Here is a 19,154-nt window from a genome sequence, read left to right on the forward strand (position 1 = left end):
GGCCTGCGCCCGCCGCGCCACCCTTACGTAGACTGGTCCGCGTGAGCGACGAGCCCCAGCCCCACGAACCCGACCCGTCCCTCTATGAGCCCGCGGAGTCCCTCGATCCCGACGAGTCGCCCGACGCGTTCGAGGAGATCGTCGGCGAGGAGACCGACCGCGACGCGGACCTCGCGGTGATCGAGGCGGGCAGCCGCACCCTGCGGGCCCAGGCAGGGCCCCCGCAGCCGGACGTCGTGCCCGGCAGGCCCGAGGACCCCGAGGTGGACCGGGCGCTGCGCGAGGTCGAGGAGGCGCTGGCCACCCGCTGGGGCGAGACGAAGCTGGACCCCTCGGTCCAGCGCATCGCCGCGCTGGTGGACGTGCTGGGGGACCCGCAGCGCTCCTACCCCTCCATCCACATCACCGGCACCAACGGCAAGACGACCACGGCCCGCATGGTCGAGGCGCTGCTGTCCGCCTTCGAACTGCGCACCGGACGCTACAGCTCCCCGCACGTGCAGTCGGTCACCGAGCGCATCAGCATCGACGGCGCCCCCGTCTCCGCGGAGCGCTTCATCGAGACCTACCGCGACATCGAGCCGTACGTCGAGATGGTCGACGCCCGGCAGGACTACCGGCTCTCCTTCTTCGAGGTGCTCACCGGCATGGCGTACGCGGCCTTCGCCGACGCGCCGGTGGACGTCGCCGTCGTCGAGGTGGGCATGGGCGGCAGGTGGGACGCCACCAACGTCATCGACGCGGGCGTCGCGGTGATCACCCCGATCTCGCTGGACCACACCGACCGGCTCGGCGACACGCCCGAGGCGATCGCGGTGGAGAAGTCCGGCATCGTCAAGCCCGACGCCACGGTGGTGCTGGCACAGCAGCCGGTGGAGGCGGCCTCCGTCGTGTTGAAGAAGGCCGTCGAGGTGGACGCCACCGTCGCGCGCGAGGGCATGGAGTTCGGCGTCGTCGAGCGGCAGGTGGCGGTCGGCGGCCAGCAGCTGACCCTGCGCGGTCTCGGCGGCGAGTACCCGGACGTCTTCCTGCCGCTGCACGGCGCCCACATGGCGCACAACGCGAGTGTGGCCCTGGCCGCGGTCGAGGCCTTCTTCGGTATCGGCAGGCAGCAGGCCCGCGCCCTGGACATCGACGTGGTGCGCCAGGCCTTCGCCTCGGTCTCGTCGCCCGGCCGGCTGGAGGTGGTGCGCACCAGCCCCTCGGTGGTGCTGGACGCCGCGCACAACCCGGGCGGGGCGCAGGCCACCGCGGAAGCCGTCAGCGAGGCCTTCGACTTCAGCCGGCTGGTCGGCGTCGTCGCCCCGAGCGCGGGCAAGGACGTCCGCGGCGTGCTGGAGGCCTTCGAGTCGCTGTTCGCCGAGGTCGTCGTCACCCGCAACTCCAGCCACCGCGCGATGGACGTGGACGAGCTGGCCGCGGTCGCCGTGGAGGTCTTCGGCGAGGAGCGGGTCCAGGTCGAGCCGCGGTTGGATCTGGCGCTGGAGGAGGCGGTGACCCTCGCCGAGGAGGAGGGCGAGTACGCGGGGGCCGGGGTGTTGGTCACCGGCTCCGTCATCACGGTCGGCGAGGCCCGGCTGCTGCTGCGAGGGAGGCGCTAGATGCGCATGCTGGGTGCGTCCACGCTGATCGCCGAATTCTTCATCATCGGTTTCGCCGGATTGGTCGCGATGCGAACGAGTGACCTTTCGGTCTCCACCGTCTGGACGGTCAGCGGTATCGCGATGGTGCTGTGCGTGCTGCTGTGCGGATTTCTCACCCGTCCGGGTGGCGTGCAGCTCGGCTGGGTGTTTCAGATCGCGTTGATCGCGAGCGGTTTCGTCGTTCCTGTGATGTTTTTCCTGGGTGCCTGCTTCGCCGCGCTGTGGTGGGCTTCGATGCACTTCGGCAAGAAGATCGACGAGGCGAAGGCGCGGTTCGCGGCCCAGGCCGCGCCCGAGCCGGACGCTGCGTGAGACCGTTCTCCCTCACCCATGTAGCCTCTTTTGACCGCCGGGCTTCACGTCGCGTCACCGCGCCCGGCCTGGCGGAGCCTGCCCTCCCCTTTGGGGGTACCTCCCGGCGGCAGCCGGGGGACTCCGGCCGGGGGGTGTGCCCAGCCGTCGCACGACCAGCCAAGGAGCACCGCACCATGCCCCAGCGCACCCTCGTCATCCTCAAGCCCGACGCCGTCCGACGTGGTTTGACGGGCGAGATCATCGGCCGTATCGAGCGCAAGGCGGACTGGTCCCTGGCGGCTGTCGAGCTGCGCACTCTGGACCGCGCCACGCTGGAGCAGCACTACGCCGAGCACGAGGGGCGCCCGTTCTACGAGCCGCTGGTGGAGTTCATGGCCTCGGGTCCCTCCGTCGTCATGGTCGTCGAGGGCGAAAGGGTGATCGAGGGCGTGCGTGCTCTCGCGGGGCCCACCGACCCGATCGCCGCCGCTCCCGGCTCCGTCCGCGGAGACTTCGGCACCATCGTGCGGGAGAACCTCATTCACGCCTCGGACTCCGAGGAGTCCGCGGAGCGGGAGATGAAGATTTTTTTCCCGAGTTTTGCCTGAGGCGGGCGGCTTACCGACACGGGGGGCCGATTGAGGCGCGAGAGGCGCCCGGAGCGCTCCCGACACGACGTCACCATTACGGTGGCGGTTCCCACTTCCGCCGACAATGGCAAAGGAACCGTCTCCACGTGTTCGAGCAAGCGCGTCTACGATGGAACCCTCGCGCTTTGAGCACGCACCCGGCGCGTACCCACATCCTTCCGTAGCCGCACTCCACATCGCCCCACTTGGAAGGCCAGACGCATCCATGGGAACCAACATGTCGTTCATCGGCCGTGATATGGCTGTCGACCTCGGGACCGCCAACACGCTGGTGTACGTCAGGGGTCGCGGGATCGTCCTCAACGAGCCGTCCGTCGTCGCGATCAACACGAACACGGGCGGAATCCTCGCGGTCGGCGCCGAAGCGAAGAAGATGATCGGCCGCACCCCTGGCAACATCGTCGCGGTCCGGCCGTTGAAGGACGGCGTCATCGCCGACTTCGAGATCACCGAGCGGATGCTCCGCTACTTCATTCTGAAAATCCACAAGCGCCGTTATCTCGCCCGGCCCCGGGTGGTGGTGTGCGTGCCGTCCGGTATTACCGGCGTCGAGCGCCGTGCCGTCATCGAGGCGTCCACCCAGGCCGGCGCCCGCCAGGTGCACATCATCGAGGAGCCGATGGCCGCGGCGATCGGCTCGGGGCTGCCGGTGCACGAGGCCACCGGCAATATGGTGGTGGACATCGGCGGCGGCACCACCGAGGTGGCCGTCATCTCGCTCGGCGGCATCGTCACCGCGCAGTCCATCCGGGTGGCGGGTGACGAGCTGGACAACGCGATCATCCAGCACATCAAGAAGGAGTACAGCCTCCTGCTGGGCGAGCGCACCGCCGAGAGCATCAAGATCACCATTGGTTCGGCGCACGACCTGGAGAAGGACGAGCACACCGAGATCCGCGGCCGTGATCTGGTCAGCGGGTTGCCGAAGACGGTGGTGATCTCCGCGGGCGAGGTCCGCAAGGCCATTGAGGAGCCGGTCAACGCCATCGTCGACGCGGTCAAGACGACGCTCGACAAGTGCCCGCCCGAGCTGTCCGGCGACGTGATGGACCGCGGCATCGTGCTCACCGGCGGCGGCGCCCTGCTCCGGGGCCTGGACGAGCGGCTCCGCCGGGAGACGGGCATGCCCATCCACATCGCCGAGGACCCGCTGGACTCGGTGGCGCTGGGCTCGGGCAAGTGCGTCGAGGAGTTCGAGGCGCTCCAGCAGGTGCTCGACTCCCAGCCGCGCCGCTGACCGGCGAACACCGCACACCTGTTCGTGACAACCGCAATAACCGACCGTTCAGCGGCGGGTCGTTAAGCCCAGTGGCGGCCGCCGTCACGCACCCCGCCCCGGCGGGGCTGCCTCACCAGAAAGGCACGGCCGCCGCACGTGAGGGACACACGAGAAAGCCGGCTGCTGCTCGTCCTGCTGATCGCCATCGCGTTCGCACTGATCACGGTGGACCTCAGAGGGGGCGAGCAGTCTCCGCTCGACGGCGTACGGCAGGGGGCCGCCTCCGCGCTCGGCCCGGTCGAGAACGGGGTGGCCTCCGCGGTCGATCCCGTCGGCAACGCCATCGCCGCCGTCCGCGACTCGGGTGACCGCCACGACAGAATCACCCGCCTGGAGCAGGAGAACGCGGCGCTCAAGCAGCAACTCGGCTCCAAGGACCGCAACCGCGCCCGTGCCAAGGAACTCGACAAGCTCCTCAAGACCGCGGGCGCGGGCGGCTACGGAGTCAAGGGCGCACAGGTCATCGCGATCGGCGCGGCGCAGGGCTTCTCGTGGACGGTCACTCTGGACGCCGGCCGCGAGGACGGCATCCGCCGCGACATGACCGTCCTCAACGGCGACGGGCTGGTCGGCCGGGTCACCACCGTCGGCTCCTCCACCTCCACCGTGCTGCTCGCCAACGACCCGGACTTCACCGTCGGCACCCGCATGGAGAAGACCAACGAGCTGGGCTTCGCCACCGGGCGCGGCGGCAACGCGCTCAGTGTCCAGCTCCTCAACGGCAAGGCCAAGGTGGGCAAGGGCGACCGGCTGGTCACCTTCGGCTCCAGTGACGACAAGCCGTTCGTGCCCGGGGTGCCCGTCGGCGAGGTCACCAAGGTCGAGCGGAACAAGGGCACCCTCACCCGCACGGTCCAGGTCAAGCCCTACGTCGGCTTCACCCGGCTGGACGTGGTCGGCATCGTCGTCGAACCGCCGCGCGAGGACCCCAGGGACGAGGTTCTCAGGTCCAAGAAGCCCGGCAAGCCCAAGCCCGCACCCACGGTGACCGTGACCGCCACCCCCGGCGGCGAACCCTCGCCCAGGAGCTGATCCGCAGTGCTGTACGTCAACCGGATGCTTCTCACGGCCGCCCTCGTGGTCGTCGCCCTCATCGTGCAGGTCACCGTGTTGGCCCGGCTCCAACTGCCCGGAGCCGTCCCCGACCTGCTGCTGTTGACCGTCCTGGGCCTCGCGCTGGTCTACGGCCACACCGCCGGCGCCCTCGTCGGCTTCGTCGCCGGGCTGCTGGCCGACATCGCTCCGCCCGCCGACCACGCCGTGGGGCGCTACGCGCTGGTGCTCTGCCTCATCGGCTATGCCGCGGGCCTGACCAAGCCGGAGGCCGGACAGCACCGCTCGGCGACCGTCCCGATGCTCGTCGTCGCCTCCGCCGCGATCGGCTCCACCCTGCTGTACGCGGGTGTCGGCGCGCTGGTCGGCGACACCGCGGCCCGGCAGGTCGGCCTCACCGGACTGCTGGCCACCGCCACGATCTACGACCTGCTGCTCGCGCCGTTCGTCGTCCCCCTGGTCATGGCGCTGGCGCGGCGCGGCGAGAAGGACCCGCTCGGCGCCGAACCCGGCGGCGGCAGCGCCGGCGGCGGCATGCGCGCCTACGGCTGGCTCGCCTCCGGCGCCAGCCTCAGCCCCTCGGGCAGCGGCCTGCTCGGCAAGGGCGGCAAGCCGGGCAAGGTCAAGGCCGGCAAGCGCACCTCGCGCAACAAGACGATGGACCTGAGCGGCGGCGGCCGGTCCAAGACGGCGGGGCTCAAGGGGGTCAAGCGCCTGTGAGTGCCCGCCTTCCCCCAGCCTGCGGCCGGGAGGTGCCCCCACCCGACCACCACCCCTCGAGGAGGCGCTTCGCGCCGTGAGCAATATTCCTGAGACCGGCCGCACCTCCCGTGTCACCATCCGGCTGATCGCCATTCAGGTCCTGGTGATGTCGTTGCTGCTCACGCTCGGCGGGCGGCTGTGGTACCTGCAGATCCGCAACGGCGACGAGTACCAGAAGGAAGCCAAGGGCAACCACGTCCAGCAGGTCGTCGAGCCCGCCGTGCGCGGCTCGATCCTGGACTCGCGCGGCGTACCCATCGCCGACAACGAGACCCGGCTGGTCGTCTCCGCCTCCCGCACCGAACTGATGAAGCAGGACGACGAGGGCGAGGCCGTCCTCGAACGGCTCGCCAAGGTCCTCGGCATGGAGGCCAAGACCGTCAAGCAGAAGGTCCGCCTCTGCGACGCGGAAACCCCCCAGCCCTGCTGGAACGGTTCGCCCTACCAGCCGATCCCGGTCACCGACGACGCCAAGCCCCAGCAGGCCCTCCAGATCCGGGAACGCTCCGAGGACTTCCCCGGCATCACCGCCGAGCCGGAGGCGGTTCGCCGCTACCCGGCGCCGCACGGGGCGAACACCGCGCAGGCGCTCGGCTACCTCTCGCCCGTCACGGACGAGGAGATCGAGAAGGCCAAGGACACCGACTCCCCCTTCCTGCCCTCCGACGAGATCGGCCGCTCGGGCCTGGAGCGGACCTACGACAGCAAACTGCGGGGCAGCTCGGGCGTCACCCGCTACGAGGTCGACAACCTCGGCCGGGTGATGGGCGAGGCCGAGAGCGAGAAGGCCCGCCCCGGATCCAACCTGGTCACCTCCATCGACTCCCGCGTCCAGGCCGTCGCCGAGACCCAGCTCGACCAGGCGATGAAGAACGCGCGCAAGGAGTTCGACAAGAACACCGGCCGCAACTACAAGGCCGACGCCGGCGCCGTCGTCGTCATGGAGAACAAGACGGGCCGCGTCGTGGCCATGGCCTCCAACCCCGAGTACGACCCCAACGCCTGGGTCGGCGGCATCTCCGGCAAGGAGTACGCGAAGCTCACCGGCAAGGACTCCAACTATCCGCTGCTCAACCGCTCCATCCAGGGCCTGTCGGCGCCGGGTTCCATCTTCAAGGTGATCTCCACGAGCGCCGCCGTCAAGGCGGGCTACCCCTTCGACGGCAACTACGAGTGTTCCTCGGACTACAAGGTCGGCGGCCAGGTCTTCAAGAACTACGAGTCCAAGGGCTACGGCGACATCGGCCTCGGCCGCGCCCTGGAGGTCTCCTGCGACACCGTCTTCTACCGTCTCGCCCACAGGGAGTGGAAGAAGGACGGCGGGAACATGCCCAAGAAGGGCGCCCACGACTACTTCTACAAGACGGCCCACCAGTTCGGCCTCGGCAAGAAGACCGGCATCGACCTGCCCAACGAGGTCTCGGGCCGCGTCCCGGACCGCGAGTGGAAGAAGAACTACTGGGAAGCCAACAAGGACGCCTGGTGCAAGCAGGCCGAGGACGGCGGCGACAACCCCAGCTACGCCGAGAAGATCGCCAAGGAGAACTGCGTCTCCGGCATGAAGATGCGTGCCGGTGACAGCATCAACTACTCCATCGGCCAGGGCGACACCCTCGTCACCCCCATCCAGATGGCCACCATCTACGGCGCCCTCGGCAACGGCGGCACCCTCTACGACCCCACGCTCGGCAAGGCGGTCATCAGCCCCGACGGCAAGACCGTCAACGAGATCGAGCCCACCTCGCACGGCAAACTGCCGCTGACGAAGAAGACGCTGGGGCAGATGGACAAGGCCCTCCAGGGCGTCGCCACGCGCGGCTCGGCGGCCTGGCGGTTCGGCGAGGCCGGCTGGCCCCAGGACAAGATCAAGATTCGCGCCAAGACCGGTACGGCCGAGGTCGCGGGCAAGCAGACGACCTCCTGGCTGGCCACCTACACCGACGACTTCACCGTCGTGATGACCATCTCCCAGGGCGGTACGGGATCCGGCGCCTCCGGGCCCGCCGTGCGCAACATCTACGACGCGATGTACGGCGTCGGCGACGACGGCGGCATCGACAAGAAGAAGGCCCTGCTGCCCAAGCCGCAGACCGCGCTGCCCAAGATCTCCAAGGACGGCACCATCGTCGCCGAGCGCGACAAGCGCCCCGCCGACGACGCCGCCAAGCACCGCGAGGCCGAACCCCCCGCCGAAACCCCCGACACCCGGGGCGAGGCCCAGGCCGCACGCCACGAGGGCGAGCGGCAGCAGCGACAACGCGACGGCGCCCGCCAGGCACATCAGACCCGGCAGATCGCGGGAGGCGAGAGGCGATGAGCACCCGCACGTTCGCGCTGGACGGCTACGGCCCCCGCAAGCGCTCCGCCTGGAACCGGCTGACCGCACGCGACTCGGTCGTGTGGCGCATGGACTGGATCATGCTGCTGTCCGGCGCCGTCCTCGCCGTCATCGGCTCGCTGCTCGTCTACTCCGCCACCCGCAACCGCACCGAGCTCAACCAGGGAGACCCCCAGTACTTCCTGGTGCGGCACATCATCAGCCTCTTCATCGGCGTCGCCCTGATGGGCGCCACCGTGTGGCTCGGCCACCGCAGACTGCGCAGCGCCGTACCGGTGCTCTACGGCATCACCGTGCTGCTCGCCCTCGCCGTCCTCACCCCGCTCGGCGCCACCATCAACGGCTCCAGGGCCTGGCTGAACCTGGGCGGCGGCTTCACCGTCCAGCCCGCCGAGTTCATCAAGATCACGGTGATTCTCGGCATGGCGATGCTGCTCGCCGCCAAGGTCGACGCCGGCGACCGCGAACACCCCGACCACCGCACCGTGCTGCACGCGCTGGGCATGGCGGCCCTGCCCATCGTGATCATCCTGGCGATGCCCGACCTCGGTTCCGTCATGGTGCTGGTCATGATCGTGCTGGCCGTCCTGCTGGCCTCCGGCGCCTCCAACCGCTGGGTGATCGGCCTGTGCCTGGCCGGGGCCCTCGGCGCGGTGCTGGTGTGGGCGCTCGGGCTGCTCGACGAGTACCAGATCAACCGGTTCGCGGCCTTCGCCAACCCCGCGCTGGACCCCGCGGGCGTGGGCTACAACACCAACCAGGCCCGCATCGCCATCGGCTCAGGCGGCCTCACCGGCAAGGGGCTCTTCGAAGGCACCCAGACCACGGGGCAGTTCGTCCCCGAACAGCAGACCGACTTCGTCTTCACCGTCGCAGGCGAGGAACTCGGCTTCGTCGGCGGCGGACTCATCCTCGTCCTCCTCGGCGTCCTCATCTGGCGCGCCTGCCGGATCGCGCGGGAGTCGACGTCGCTCTACAGCACCATCGTCGCCTCCGGCGTGATCGCCTGGTTCGCCTTCCAGGCGTTCGAGAACATCGGCATGACGCTGGGCATCATGCCCGTCGCCGGACTGCCCCTGCCCTTCGTCTCCTACGGCGGTACGTCCATGTTCGCCGTCTGGATCGCGGTGGGCCTGTTGCAGTCCATCCGCACCCAGAAACCCATAGCGGCATAGGGCGGCACAGGGGAGCCAGGGCGGAGCCATCGGGAGTGTGGGCCACAACCGTTACTCTGGACGACCGGCCCTGTCCTCCCCGGAGTCCGTCCGGGGCACCCCCAGTGAAAGTGCGCTCATCAGATGTCCGTCGAGTCGGTCTTCCCCCAGCTAGAGGCCCTCCTCCCGCACGTCCAGAAGCCGATCCAGTACGTGGGCGGCGAGCTGAACTCCACGGTGAAACCGTGGGACGAAACGGACGTCCGCTGGGCGCTGATGTACCCGGACGCGTACGAGGTGGGTCTGCCCAACCAGGGCGTCATGATCCTCTACGAGGTGCTCAACGAGCGCGAGGGCGTCCTGGCGGAGCGCACCTACAGCGTCTGGCCGGACCTGGAGAAGCTGATGCGGGAGCACGACGTCCCGCAGTTCACCGTGGACGCGCACCGCCCCGTCGGCGCCTTCGACGTGTTCGGCGTCTCCTTCTCCACCGAGCTGGGCTACACCAACCTGCTGACGGCACTCGACCTGTCCGGCATCCCGCTGGAGGCGAAGGACCGCACCGAGGACCACCCGATCGTGATGGCGGGCGGGCACGCGGCGTTCAACCCCGAGCCGATCGCCGACTACATCGACGTCGCGGTGATCGGCGACGGCGAGCAGGCCGTGCTGGAGGTCACCGAGATCATCCGGGCCTGGAAGGCCGAGGGCCGCCCGGGCGGCCGGGACGAGGTGCTGCTGCGCCTGGCCAAGACCGGCGGCGTCTACGTGCCGCGCTTCTACGACGTGGAGTACCTGCCCGACGGCCGGATCTCCCGCGTCGTGCCGAACCGCTCCGGTGTCCCGTGGCGGGTCAGCAAGCACACCGTCATGGACCTGGACGAGTGGCCCTACCCCAAGCAGCCGCTGGTCCCGCTCGCCGAGACAGTGCACGAGCGGATGTCCGTGGAGATCTTCCGCGGCTGCACCCGGGGCTGCCGCTTCTGCCAGGCCGGCATGATCACCCGCCCGGTGCGGGAACGCTCGATCACCGGCATCGGCGACATGGTCGACAAGGGGCTCAAGAACACCGGCTTCGAGGAGGTCGGCCTGCTCTCCCTCTCCTCCGCGGACCACAGCGAGATCGGCGACGTCGCCAAGGGGCTGGCCGACCGCTACGAGGAGGACAAGGTCGGCCTCTCGCTCCCCTCCACGCGGGTGGACGCCTTCAACATCGACCTGGCCAACGAGCTGACCCGCAACGGCCGCCGCTCCGGTCTCACCTTCGCGCCCGAGGGTGGCAGCGAGCGCATCCGCAAGGTCATCAACAAGATGGTCTCCGAGGACGACCTGATCCGCACCGTCGCCACGGCCTACGGCAACGGCTGGCGCCAGGTGAAGCTGTACTTCATGTGCGGGCTGCCCACCGAGACCGACGAGGACGTCCTCCAGATCGGCGACATGGCCGTCAACGTCATCGCCAAGGGCCGCGAGGTCGCGCAGTCCAACGACATCCGCTGCACCGTCTCCATCGGCGGGTTCGTCCCCAAGCCGCACACCCCCTTCCAGTGGGCGCCGCAGCTGTCGGCCGAGGAGACGGACGCACGTCTCGGCAAGCTGCGCGACAAGATCCGCGGCGACAAGAAGTACGGCCGCTCGATCGGGTTCCGCTACCACGACGGCAAGCCGGGCATCGTCGAGGGCCTCCTCTCGCGCGGTGACCGCCGGATCGGCGCGGTGATCCGCGAGGTGTACGAGCGCGGCGGGCGCTTCGACGGCTGGCGCGAGTACTTCTCCTACGACCTGTGGATGTCCTCGGCCGCCGAGGCGCTGGGCGGCACCGGTGTGGACGTCGACTGGTACACCACCCGCGAGCGCTCCTACGAGGAGGTCCTGCCCTGGGACCACCTCGACTCCGGCCTCGACAAGGACTGGCTCTGGGAGGACTGGCAGGACGCCCTCGACGAGACCGAGGTCCCCGACTGCCGCTGGGACCCCTGCTTCGACTGCGGGGTGTGCCCGCAGATGGACACCGAGATCCAGATGGGGCCCACGGGCAAGAAGCTGTTGCCGCTCACCGTGGTCAAGTAGGCGCGGGCGGGGCAGGGTCCGGGTGCGGGCCCCTGTCGGTCTCTGGGGGCCGCCGTCCGATGGCGCTGGCACACTGGCGCGATGCCCCAGTTGAGTGAGCCCACGACCGCCGTGCACCGCTCCTTCGTCGCCGCGATGGAGGAGTTCGCCGCCGAGGGGCGCGGTGCGCCGGCGGACGGCTCGGCGATCGCCCGTGACCTGCGCAGGTTCGGGGACAGCTGGCAGAACGCCGACGTCTTCGCCGAGTACGTGGCCTTCGCCCGCAGCCAGTCCACGGAGGAGACGGCCGCCGCCCTCGGCTACGTGCCCACCTCCACCTACTGGTACGTGGAGGGTGGCACGTACTACGGCCGGATCGCCGTCCGCCACCGGCTCAACGCCATGCTGCTGGAGTACGGCGGCCACATCGGCTACGACGTGCGGCCGACCGCGCGGCGCCGCGGTTACGCGACCGCGATGCTGCGTGCCGCCCTGCCGCGCGCCGCGGCGCTCGGTCTGGAGCGGGCGCTGGTGACCTGCGACCACGACAACGTGGCGTCCCGCAGGGTGATCGAGGCGTGCGGCGGGGTCTTCGAGGACCGGCGCGGGGTCAAGCTCCGTTACTGGATCGCCACACCGGCGGCCGAACCGGCGGCGTCCTCGCCCCCGTCCTCTTCCGCGTGAACGCATATCAGCCACGGCACGGGTCGGTTCCGCGCGGCGAAGACCCCGGGGGCTGCCTCACCGCGGTCGTCCGGTGGCCGGTGCGGATCGTGATGTTCGTGCTGGTGCTGCCCGTCCGCATGGTCTGGGACGGGCTGCGGCTGGCCTGGCGGGCGTTCGCCCGGGGCGTGCTGGTGCCGGTGGGGCGCGGGCTGGCGTGGCTGGGCCGTACCTGCGTCGTGGCGCCCGCGGGGTGGCTGTGGCGCAATCTGCTCGCTCCTGTGTGCAGCGGCGTCGCCCTCGTGCTGACCTGGACAGCGAAGATCCTCTTCGTCTGGCCCTGGGCCGGCCTGTGGCGCTACGTCCTGGTACCCGCCGGGCACGGACTGGCCGCCGCAGGCCGGGGGCTGGCCGCCGCAGGGCGCGGACTGGCCAGGGCCGGACGCGCGCTCGCGGGCGGCATCGCCTCCCTCGGCCGGGCCCTCGTCGTCGTTCCCGCCGGCTGGCTGTACGCCCACCTCCTCGCACCGCTCACCCGGGGCACCGGGCGCGGTCTGGGCCTGCTGGGCCGGTATCTGCTGGTGCTGCCCGCTGTGCTGCTGTGGCGTCGGGGGCTGGCCCCCACGGGCAGGGGCGTCGGCGCGCTCGCGGCCTGGCTGTGGCGGTGGCTGGCCGTGGCACCCGCGGTGGGCCTCCACCGCCACGTCCTCACCCCGCTGGGGCACGCCGTGGTGGCCGTCGTCCGCGGCACCGGCGCGGCCCTGGCGTGGCTCGGCCGCCACCTGTGCGTCCTCCCGGCACTCGCCCTCCACCGCTGGGTCCTCACGCCGCTCGGACGGGGGCTCGCCCTGCTCGTGCGGGAGATCGCCGGCGCGGCCGTGGTGGCCTGGCAGGTGGCGGGCCGGGTGATGGCCGCGCTCTTCCACGCCGTCGGCCGGGGCCTGTACGTGCTGCTGATCGTGCCGTGCGTCGCGCTGTGGCGGTACGTGCTCGCTCCGGCGGGCCGCGCGCTGCGGACGTGGATGTGGCGGCCCACGGCACGGGCCGCACGCGCCACGGGCCGCGCGCTGCGGGACGCCGGGCGTGCGGTGGGCGGCTCCCTGCGGGATGCCGGACGCGCGGTCGGCGCTGCCCTCGCCGCGGCCCGGTCCTCCTTCCGTGCGACCAGGAGCGAGCTGCGGCGCGCCCTTGTCGGAGCGCCCCGCTCCCGGGAGCGGGAGCCGCTGCCGTAGGACGGCCGCGTACCCTGGGCAGAAGGATCATCCGCACAAACGCACAACGCGTCCGGGTGCCGGTCCCAGGGGACCCCGGGGACGGGCCCCAGGATGCGTGGCGTTCGGCCGCAGGCGAGGTGCTCCGCGCTCACGCGGGGCCGCGGGCGGCCGGTGCGGACCTCCGCCTTCGTATCGTCCTGTCAGACAGGGGCGGCCCGCCTGAGCGTGCCGCCCGGCACCGAGGAGAGAACCACTGGGCAAGCGACAGCCCGAAGGCCCGCCGCCCGCACCGGCCGTGCAGCGCGTCCGTCTGCGCTACACCAAGCGAGGCCGCCTTCGGTTCACCAGTCACCGCGACTTCCAGCGAGCCTTCGAGCGGGCCCTGCGCCGCGCCGAAGTGCCCATGGCGTACTCGGCGGGGTTCACCCCGCACCCCAAGGTCAGCTATGCCAACGCCGCTCCGACCGGAACCGGCAGCGAGGCCGAGTACCTGGAGATCGCCCTCGTCCAGCGGCGTGACCCAGAGCAGCTGCGCGCGCTGCTGGACGCCTACATGCCGGACGGCCTCGACGTCGTCGACGCGGTCGAGGCGCACGGCTCCGATTTCAGCGACCGGCTCGAGGCCTCCGAGTGGGAGCTGCGGCTCGACCGCGTGGAGCCGGGGACGGCACGCGCCGCGGCCGAGGCGTTCCTGGCGGCCGAGACGGTCGAGGTCGAGCGCCGGACCAAGAAGGGCATCCGCGCCTTCGACGCCCGCGCCGCCGTCCTGGCGCTCGGGGTGGCCCCTGCTCCGGGGGTACCTGCCGGCCGCATGCCGGGGGAGGAGCCGAGGGCCGGGGGCGCCGCCTCCTCCGAGGACGCCGCCACCTCCGAGGACGCCGCCGATAGGCCGGGCGAGGGGGGCTGTGCGATACTGCGGCTGGTAGTACGACACGTGACACCTGCCGTACGACCCGACGACGTCCTGTCCGGTCTCCGCGCTACGGCCGACCTGGCGCCGCCGGTCCCCGCAGCGGTGACCAGGCTGGCGCAGGGGCCGCTCGACGAGGAGAGCGGCACGGTGACCGACCCGTTCGCACCCGACCGTGACGCGGTCCCGGAGCCCACAGGCGCCGGGGTTTCCAGCGCCGGGACGGTGCCGGGCGACACCGCGTAGGAGCGCCGCCGAAGCCGCGCGCCGCCGCCGAACGCACGCCAGGGAGCCACCCGGGCCGCTGTACGGCAGGCGAGCGCACAGACCAGCAGACTTTCGCCGTAGCCGGGCCGGACAAGGGCCGGAACCGGCGAGTGAGACAACAGCTCCCGTGCGGCGCCCGCGCCCCGGAGAGCGGCCCGCCCCCCGGGTGGGCCGCCCCGGTACGAACGAGCGCGGCGCCCGGGAGCGTGACGGGAGAACCGCCCGCATGCTCGAACCAACTGAATCCAACGAGGCAGAGGCTTCCACGACCGGCGCCGCTTCCGCGGGGTCCGTCGTCTCCGGCGAGGCCACCGCCGGTGGCGGGAGCGCCCAGGCGCCGGAGACCGCGGGGGGTGCGCAGAGCACGCCCAGCGACACGCTGCCTGCCCGCCGCCGTCGCGCGGCCAGCCGCCCCGCAGGACCGCCCACGGGTGCTGACGCGTCCGCTTCCGGGCCCGAGGCCCTCACGGTGCGCGACAGTGCGGCCCAGGCCCCGCAGGACGCAGGCCCCGATGCCCCGCAGGCCGGTGACGCCGCCGACGCCCCGGCCCCCGCCGCGCGCACCCGCCGCCGCGCCACCCGTAAGGCGACGGCCCCCGCGGGGTCCCCGCCGCCGGCCGCCTCCGCGCCCCAACCCGCCGAGACCCAGCCCGCCGAGGCCCCGGCCACCGATGCGCGGCAGCCCTCGGCCGACGGCGACCAGCGGGCCGGCGAGGCGCCCGCGGCCGCCGCCGAGGAGCCGAAGCCGCGCACCCGGCGCCGCGCCACCCGCAAGGCCACCGCTCCCGCCGGCTCCCCGGCCGCGGCCGAGCAGCCCGAGCGGGGCTCCACCGAGGGGGAGGCCTCCGGCGCGCCGGCCGAAGCCGAGCAGCCCGGGGAGCAGGCCCCCAAGGCCCGCACCCGGCGCCGGGCCACCAGCCGCAAGGCCTCGTCCGCCACCCCGGAGCAGGAGACGGCCGCGCCTGCCGCCACCGCACAGACGACGACCACCGGATCAGCCGGTGAGGACGCCGCCGAGCAGCCCGCACCGCGCACCCGCCGCCGCGCCACCCGCGCGACCACGGCGCCCGAGACGCCGGGCGCCGACGCCGCAGCCGAGGCCACCGATCAGACGTCGGCGCAGCCGGAGAGCCCGCGCGCCACCCGCCCGTCCGAGGACGGCACGGAGGGGCCCAAGAGCCGCACCCGCCGCCGCGCCACCCGCACGTCGGGCGCGACCGAGGCGACCGGGCAGTCGGCCGCGCAGCCGACTGGGGAGGCCGCACAGTCGGCCGCCGAGCCCGAGGCGCCCGCACCGGCGCCCGCAGCGGCCCAAGGCGCTGCCGAGGAGGAGCCCGCGGCCGAGTCGGCCTCCGGCACCCAGGGCCGCTCCCGGCGCCGGGCGACCCGCAAGCCGGACGAGACGGAGCAGGCAGGACAGTCGGCCAGGAGTGGCAAGGCGGGCAGGCGCCGGGTCACGGACGGGGCCGAGGAGCCGGCCGCCGGCGCCGATGAGCGGGCCGGGGCCGAGGAGGGTGACCAGGGCCGTGCGGCCCCGCGGGTCGCCCGCGGCTTCGCGGCGCCGCCGACGCCGAAGAAGCGGCGGCGCGCCGAGCCGGCGGCCGAGGCCACCGAGGGTGAGGAGGCCGAGGAGCAGGCCGGTCGCCGCAAGCGCCCGACACCGCCCATGACGGTTTTCCAGGCCCCCGTCTTCGCCGAGCCCGCCTTCCAGACCCCGCAGAGCGCCGCGGCCGAGGCCGAGGCCGAGCGCCGGGCCGGGAGCGAACCGGAGGAGGAGCACCAGTCGGAGCCGGAGGCGGCGGAGGAGGGCGCGGGCGCCACGCGCCGTCGCCGTCGCCGCCGTGCGGACGCGTCCGAGCAGGCCCCCCGTGAAGAGAGCCGGGAAGAGCGCGAGACCCGTACGTCCGAGCAGGAGGCCGAGGCCGACGCCGAGACCGGCGCCGAGACCGGCGCCGAGGGCGACGGCGAGCCGGAGGGCGAGGAGGACGAGGCCGCGCAGGGCGGCGAGCGTCCCACGCGCCGCCGCCGCCGGGGCGGTCGCCGCCGTCGCCGGGGCGAGAGCGCCGAGCAGGGCGAGGGCGCGGACTTCGACGAGGCGGAAGCCGGCCCCCGGGCGGCCCGGGACACCGAGGCCGCCGAGGGCGAAGGGGCCGCCGGGGCGGAGAGCGCCGAGGGCGACGAGGAGGGCGACGCCGCGGGCGGCGGCTCCACGAGCAGCTCGCGCCGTCGCAGGCGCCGTCGTCGCCGTTCGGGGGATGCGGAGGAGCGTTCGGGTGGGCCCGCCCCCGCGGACGACCCCGAGCGCACCGTCGTCAAGGTCCGCGAGCCCCGCAAGAAGAAGGACACCGAGCCGGCCGACGAGGTGCAGGCCATCAAGGGGTCCACGCGACTGGAGGCCAAGAAGCAGCGCCGCCGCGAGGGGCGCGAGCAGGGCCGCCGCCGGGTGCCGATCATCACCGAGGCGGAGTTCCTCGCCCGCCGCGAGGCCGTCAAGCGGGAGATGATCGTCCGCCAGAGCGGCGAGCGCACCCAGATCGGCGTCCTGGAGGACGACGTGCTCGTCGAGCACTTCGTCAACAAGGAGCAGTCGACCAGCTACGTCGGCAACGTCTACCTGGGCAAGGTGCAAAACGTCCTGCCGTCGATGGAGGCCGCCTTCGTCGACATCGGCAAGGGCCGCAACGCCGTGCTGTACGCGGGCGAGGTCAACTTCGAGGCCCTGGGCATGTCGGGCGGGCCGCGCCGCATCGAGACCGCGCTCAAGTCGGGCCAGTCGGTGCTGGTGCAGGTCACCAAGGACCCGATCGGGCACAAGGGCGCCCGTCTGACCAGCCAGGTCTCGCTGCCGGGACGCTACCTCGTCTATGTGCCCGAGGGCTCTATGACGGGCATCAGCCGCAAGCTGCCGGACACCGAGCGCTCGCGGCTCAAGCAGATCCTCAAGCGGGTCGTCCCCGAGGACGCGGGCGTCATCGTGCGCACCGCGGCCGAGGGCGCCAGCGAGGACGAGCTGCGCCGCGACGTGGAGCGGCTGCAGGCCCAGTGGGAGGACATCCGCAAGAAGTCCCAGAAGGGCAACGCGCCCACGCTGCTGTACGGCGAGCCGGACATGACGGTCCGCGTGGTGCGGGACATCTTCAACGAGGACTTCTCCAAGGTCATCGTCAGCGGCGACGAGGCGTGGGAGACCATCCACGGCTACGTCGAGCACGTGGCGCCCGACCTGTCCGACCGGCTCCAGAAGTGGACCTCGGACGTGGACGTGTTCGCCACGTACCGCATCGACGAGCAGCTCGCCAAGGCGCTGGATCGCAAGGTGTGGCTGCCCAGCGGCGGCTCGCTGGTGATCGACAGGACCGAGGCGATGATCGTCGTCGACGTCAACACCGGGAAGTTCACGGGCCAGGGCGGCAACCTCGAGGAGACCGTCACCAGGAACAACCTGGAGGCGGCCGAGGAGATCGTCCGCCAGCTGCGGCTGCGCGACCTCGGCGGCATCATCGTCATCGACTTCATCGACATGGTCCTGGAGTCCAACCGCGACCTGGTGCTGCGCCGCCTGCTGGAGTGCCTGGGCAGGGACCGCACCAAGCACCAGGTGGCGGAGGTCACCTCGCTGGGCCTCGTGCAGATGACCCGTAAGCGGGTCGGTCAGGGGCTGCTGGAGTCGTTCTCCGAGCCGTGCGTCCACTGCAACGGGCGCGGCGTGATCGTGCACCTGGACCAGGTGACGGCCGCGTCGGGCGCCGGTGGCGGCGGCAAGAAGGGCAAGAAGGGCAAGGGCAAGGGCGAGACGAAGGCGGAAGCCAGGGCCGAGGCCAAGGCCGAGCCCAAGGACACGGCCAAGGCGGACGCCAGGTCGGAGGCGCCCGGCAAGGGGGAGACCTCCGGCAAGGGCGGCGGTCGCCATGGCGGCAGGTCGGAGCGGGCCGAGGAGCGGGCCGCTCCGGAGCCCTCGCCCGCGACCGCCCTGGCGGCCGCGGCCGTGGAGCCCGCCGACACGGCGCCCGAGGCGGCGCAGCTGTCACCGGCGCCCGTCGAGTTCGTCCCGGACGAGGACCTGTTCAGCAGCGCGGCCGAGGCGGAGGCGGCGGCGTCCGGCTCGCGGGGCCGTGGCCGGCGCCGGGGCAGCCGGAAGGCGGGCGCGCCCGCCGGCTCGCCGCCGAAGGCCGCGAGCGAGGCCGCCGAGGTGGTCCGCCCCGCCGAGCCGGTCGCGACCGAGCCCGCCGCCGAGGCCGCACCGGAGCCGGTGCCCGCCGCGGAGCCGGCGTCGGCGTCCGAGCCCGCTGCCGCGGCGCCTCGGGCCCGCCGGCGGGCGACGCGGAAGGCGAGCGCTCCGGCCGGATCGCCCCGTACGGGTGATGACACCGGTGCGGTGACGGTCGTCACCGCCGAGGAGTCCCCCGCACCCGCCGCCGCTGCCGAGCCTGCGGACGGTGGCGAGGTCGTCACCGACGTGGCTCCCGCACGGCGCCGGCGCAGGGTGACGCGCACGGTGACCACCACGGCCCCCGAGCAGGAGGCCGCGGCGGAAGCGCGCTCCGAGTCGCAGTCGGACGCGCAGCCGGAGTCGGAGTCCGCGCCGGAGAAGAAGGCCGCCAAGAAGACGGCGAAGGCCGCCAAGACGGCCACGACCGCCAAGAAGGCCACGGCCAAGAAGACGACGACGGCGAAGAAGGCCACGGCCAAGAAGGCGGCGGCCAAGACGACGGCCGCCAAGACCACGGCCAAGACGGCGACCGCCAAGAAGACGACGGCCAAGAAGACCGCGAAGAAGAGCGCCGCCAAGAAGACGGCCGCGGCCGGTCAGGAGGGCACGTCATCGGTGTCGGCACCGGCTTCCGAGGAGTGACCCGGGCACCGGGCGGCGAGGTCGGG

Annotated in this window: 13 protein-coding genes; all 13 read left to right on the plus strand. The window is 72.3% G+C overall.

From position 1 onward, the window contains the following. Positions 1–41: 41 nt before the first annotated feature. The 13 genes from folC (at position 42) to DTL70_RS08570 (ending at position 19,128) form a co-directional block, all read left to right on the plus strand. Positions 42–1,601, plus strand: a complete 1,560-nt coding sequence (gene folC, locus DTL70_RS08510) for a bifunctional tetrahydrofolate synthase/dihydrofolate synthase (RefSeq protein WP_114021243.1) — start codon at positions 42–44, stop codon at positions 1,599–1,601. Continuing rightward, positions 1,602–1,955 carry a DUF4233 domain-containing protein gene (locus DTL70_RS08515; protein ID WP_114021244.1) on the plus strand — a complete coding sequence of 118 codons (354 nt, stop codon included), beginning with the start codon at positions 1,602–1,604 and terminating at the stop codon, positions 1,953–1,955. It begins immediately after the preceding gene. Between the two features lie 176 nt (positions 1,956–2,131). Beyond that, positions 2,132–2,545, plus strand: a complete 414-nt coding sequence (gene ndk / locus DTL70_RS08520) for a nucleoside-diphosphate kinase (RefSeq protein WP_114021245.1) — start codon at positions 2,132–2,134, stop codon at positions 2,543–2,545. 259 nt (positions 2,546–2,804) lie between these two features. Then, positions 2,805–3,824, plus strand: coding sequence for a rod shape-determining protein (locus DTL70_RS08525; protein WP_114021246.1), 1,020 nt, complete (start codon positions 2,805–2,807; stop codon positions 3,822–3,824). Between the two features lie 138 nt (positions 3,825–3,962). Beyond that, entirely contained in the window at positions 3,963–4,898 is a 936-nt protein-coding gene (gene mreC / locus DTL70_RS08530; protein ID WP_114021247.1) for a rod shape-determining protein MreC, read from the plus strand. Positions 4,899–4,922: 24 nt separating this feature from the next. After that, on the plus strand, positions 4,923–5,639 hold the full coding sequence (gene mreD / locus DTL70_RS08535; protein ID WP_425470335.1) for a rod shape-determining protein MreD: 717 nt from the start codon (positions 4,923–4,925) through the stop codon (positions 5,637–5,639). Between the two features lie 76 nt (positions 5,640–5,715). Next, positions 5,716–7,998 carry a penicillin-binding protein 2 gene (mrdA, locus tag DTL70_RS08540; RefSeq protein ID WP_114021248.1) on the plus strand — a complete coding sequence of 761 codons (2,283 nt, stop codon included), beginning with the start codon at positions 5,716–5,718 and terminating at the stop codon, positions 7,996–7,998. After that, positions 7,995–9,194, plus strand: a complete 1,200-nt coding sequence (gene rodA, locus DTL70_RS08545) for a rod shape-determining protein RodA (protein WP_114021249.1) — start codon at positions 7,995–7,997, stop codon at positions 9,192–9,194. The genes mrdA and rodA overlap by 4 nt, the downstream gene beginning before the upstream one ends. Before the next feature lie 123 nt (positions 9,195–9,317). Beyond that, positions 9,318–11,243 (plus strand): TIGR03960 family B12-binding radical SAM protein, encoded by a 1,926-nt coding sequence (locus DTL70_RS08550; RefSeq protein ID WP_114021250.1) that lies wholly within the window; start codon positions 9,318–9,320, stop codon positions 11,241–11,243. Between the two features lie 81 nt (positions 11,244–11,324). After that, positions 11,325–11,906 (plus strand): GNAT family N-acetyltransferase, encoded by a 582-nt coding sequence (locus DTL70_RS08555; protein ID WP_114021251.1) that lies wholly within the window; start codon positions 11,325–11,327, stop codon positions 11,904–11,906. Continuing rightward, positions 11,903–13,117: a hypothetical protein gene (locus tag DTL70_RS08560; protein WP_114021252.1), complete on the plus strand. Its 1,215-nt coding sequence runs from the start codon at positions 11,903–11,905 to the stop codon at positions 13,115–13,117. The genes DTL70_RS08555 and DTL70_RS08560 overlap by 4 nt, the downstream gene beginning before the upstream one ends. A 277-nt stretch (positions 13,118–13,394) precedes the next feature. Next, entirely contained in the window at positions 13,395–14,255 is an 861-nt protein-coding gene (locus DTL70_RS08565; protein ID WP_114021253.1) for a TIGR03936 family radical SAM-associated protein, read from the plus strand. A gap of 247 nt (positions 14,256–14,502) precedes the next feature. Continuing rightward, the gene (locus tag DTL70_RS08570) at positions 14,503–19,128 is read left to right on the plus strand and encodes a ribonuclease E/G (protein ID WP_114021254.1); all 4,626 of its coding nucleotides are present in this window, start codon (positions 14,503–14,505) and stop codon (positions 19,126–19,128) included. Positions 19,129–19,154 lie beyond the last annotated feature (26 nt).

Origin of the sequence: Streptomyces diacarni (genome assembly GCF_003323715.1) — a bacterium.
Lineage (GTDB): Bacteria > Actinomycetota > Actinomycetes > Streptomycetales > Streptomycetaceae > Streptomyces > Streptomyces diacarni.

What these genes read in the sequence shown, in the direction of transcription:
- DTL70_RS08515 (WP_114021244.1), top strand. Translation starts at nt 1,602, where the DNA reads ATGCGCATGCTGGGTGCGTCCACGCTGATCGCCGAATTCTTCATCATC.
- ndk (WP_114021245.1), top strand. Translation starts at nt 2,132, where the DNA reads ATGCCCCAGCGCACCCTCGTCATCCTCAAGCCCGACGCCGTCCGACGT.
- DTL70_RS08525 (WP_114021246.1), top strand. Translation starts at nt 2,805, where the DNA reads ATGTCGTTCATCGGCCGTGATATGGCTGTCGACCTCGGGACCGCCAAC.
- mreD (WP_425470335.1), top strand. Translation starts at nt 4,923, where the DNA reads ATGCTTCTCACGGCCGCCCTCGTGGTCGTCGCCCTCATCGTGCAGGTC.
- rodA (WP_114021249.1), top strand. Translation starts at nt 7,995, where the DNA reads ATGAGCACCCGCACGTTCGCGCTGGACGGCTACGGCCCCCGCAAGCGC.
- DTL70_RS08550 (WP_114021250.1), top strand. Translation starts at nt 9,318, where the DNA reads ATGTCCGTCGAGTCGGTCTTCCCCCAGCTAGAGGCCCTCCTCCCGCAC.
- DTL70_RS08555 (WP_114021251.1), top strand. Translation starts at nt 11,325, where the DNA reads ATGCCCCAGTTGAGTGAGCCCACGACCGCCGTGCACCGCTCCTTCGTC.
- DTL70_RS08570 (WP_114021254.1), top strand. Translation starts at nt 14,503, where the DNA reads ATGCTCGAACCAACTGAATCCAACGAGGCAGAGGCTTCCACGACCGGC.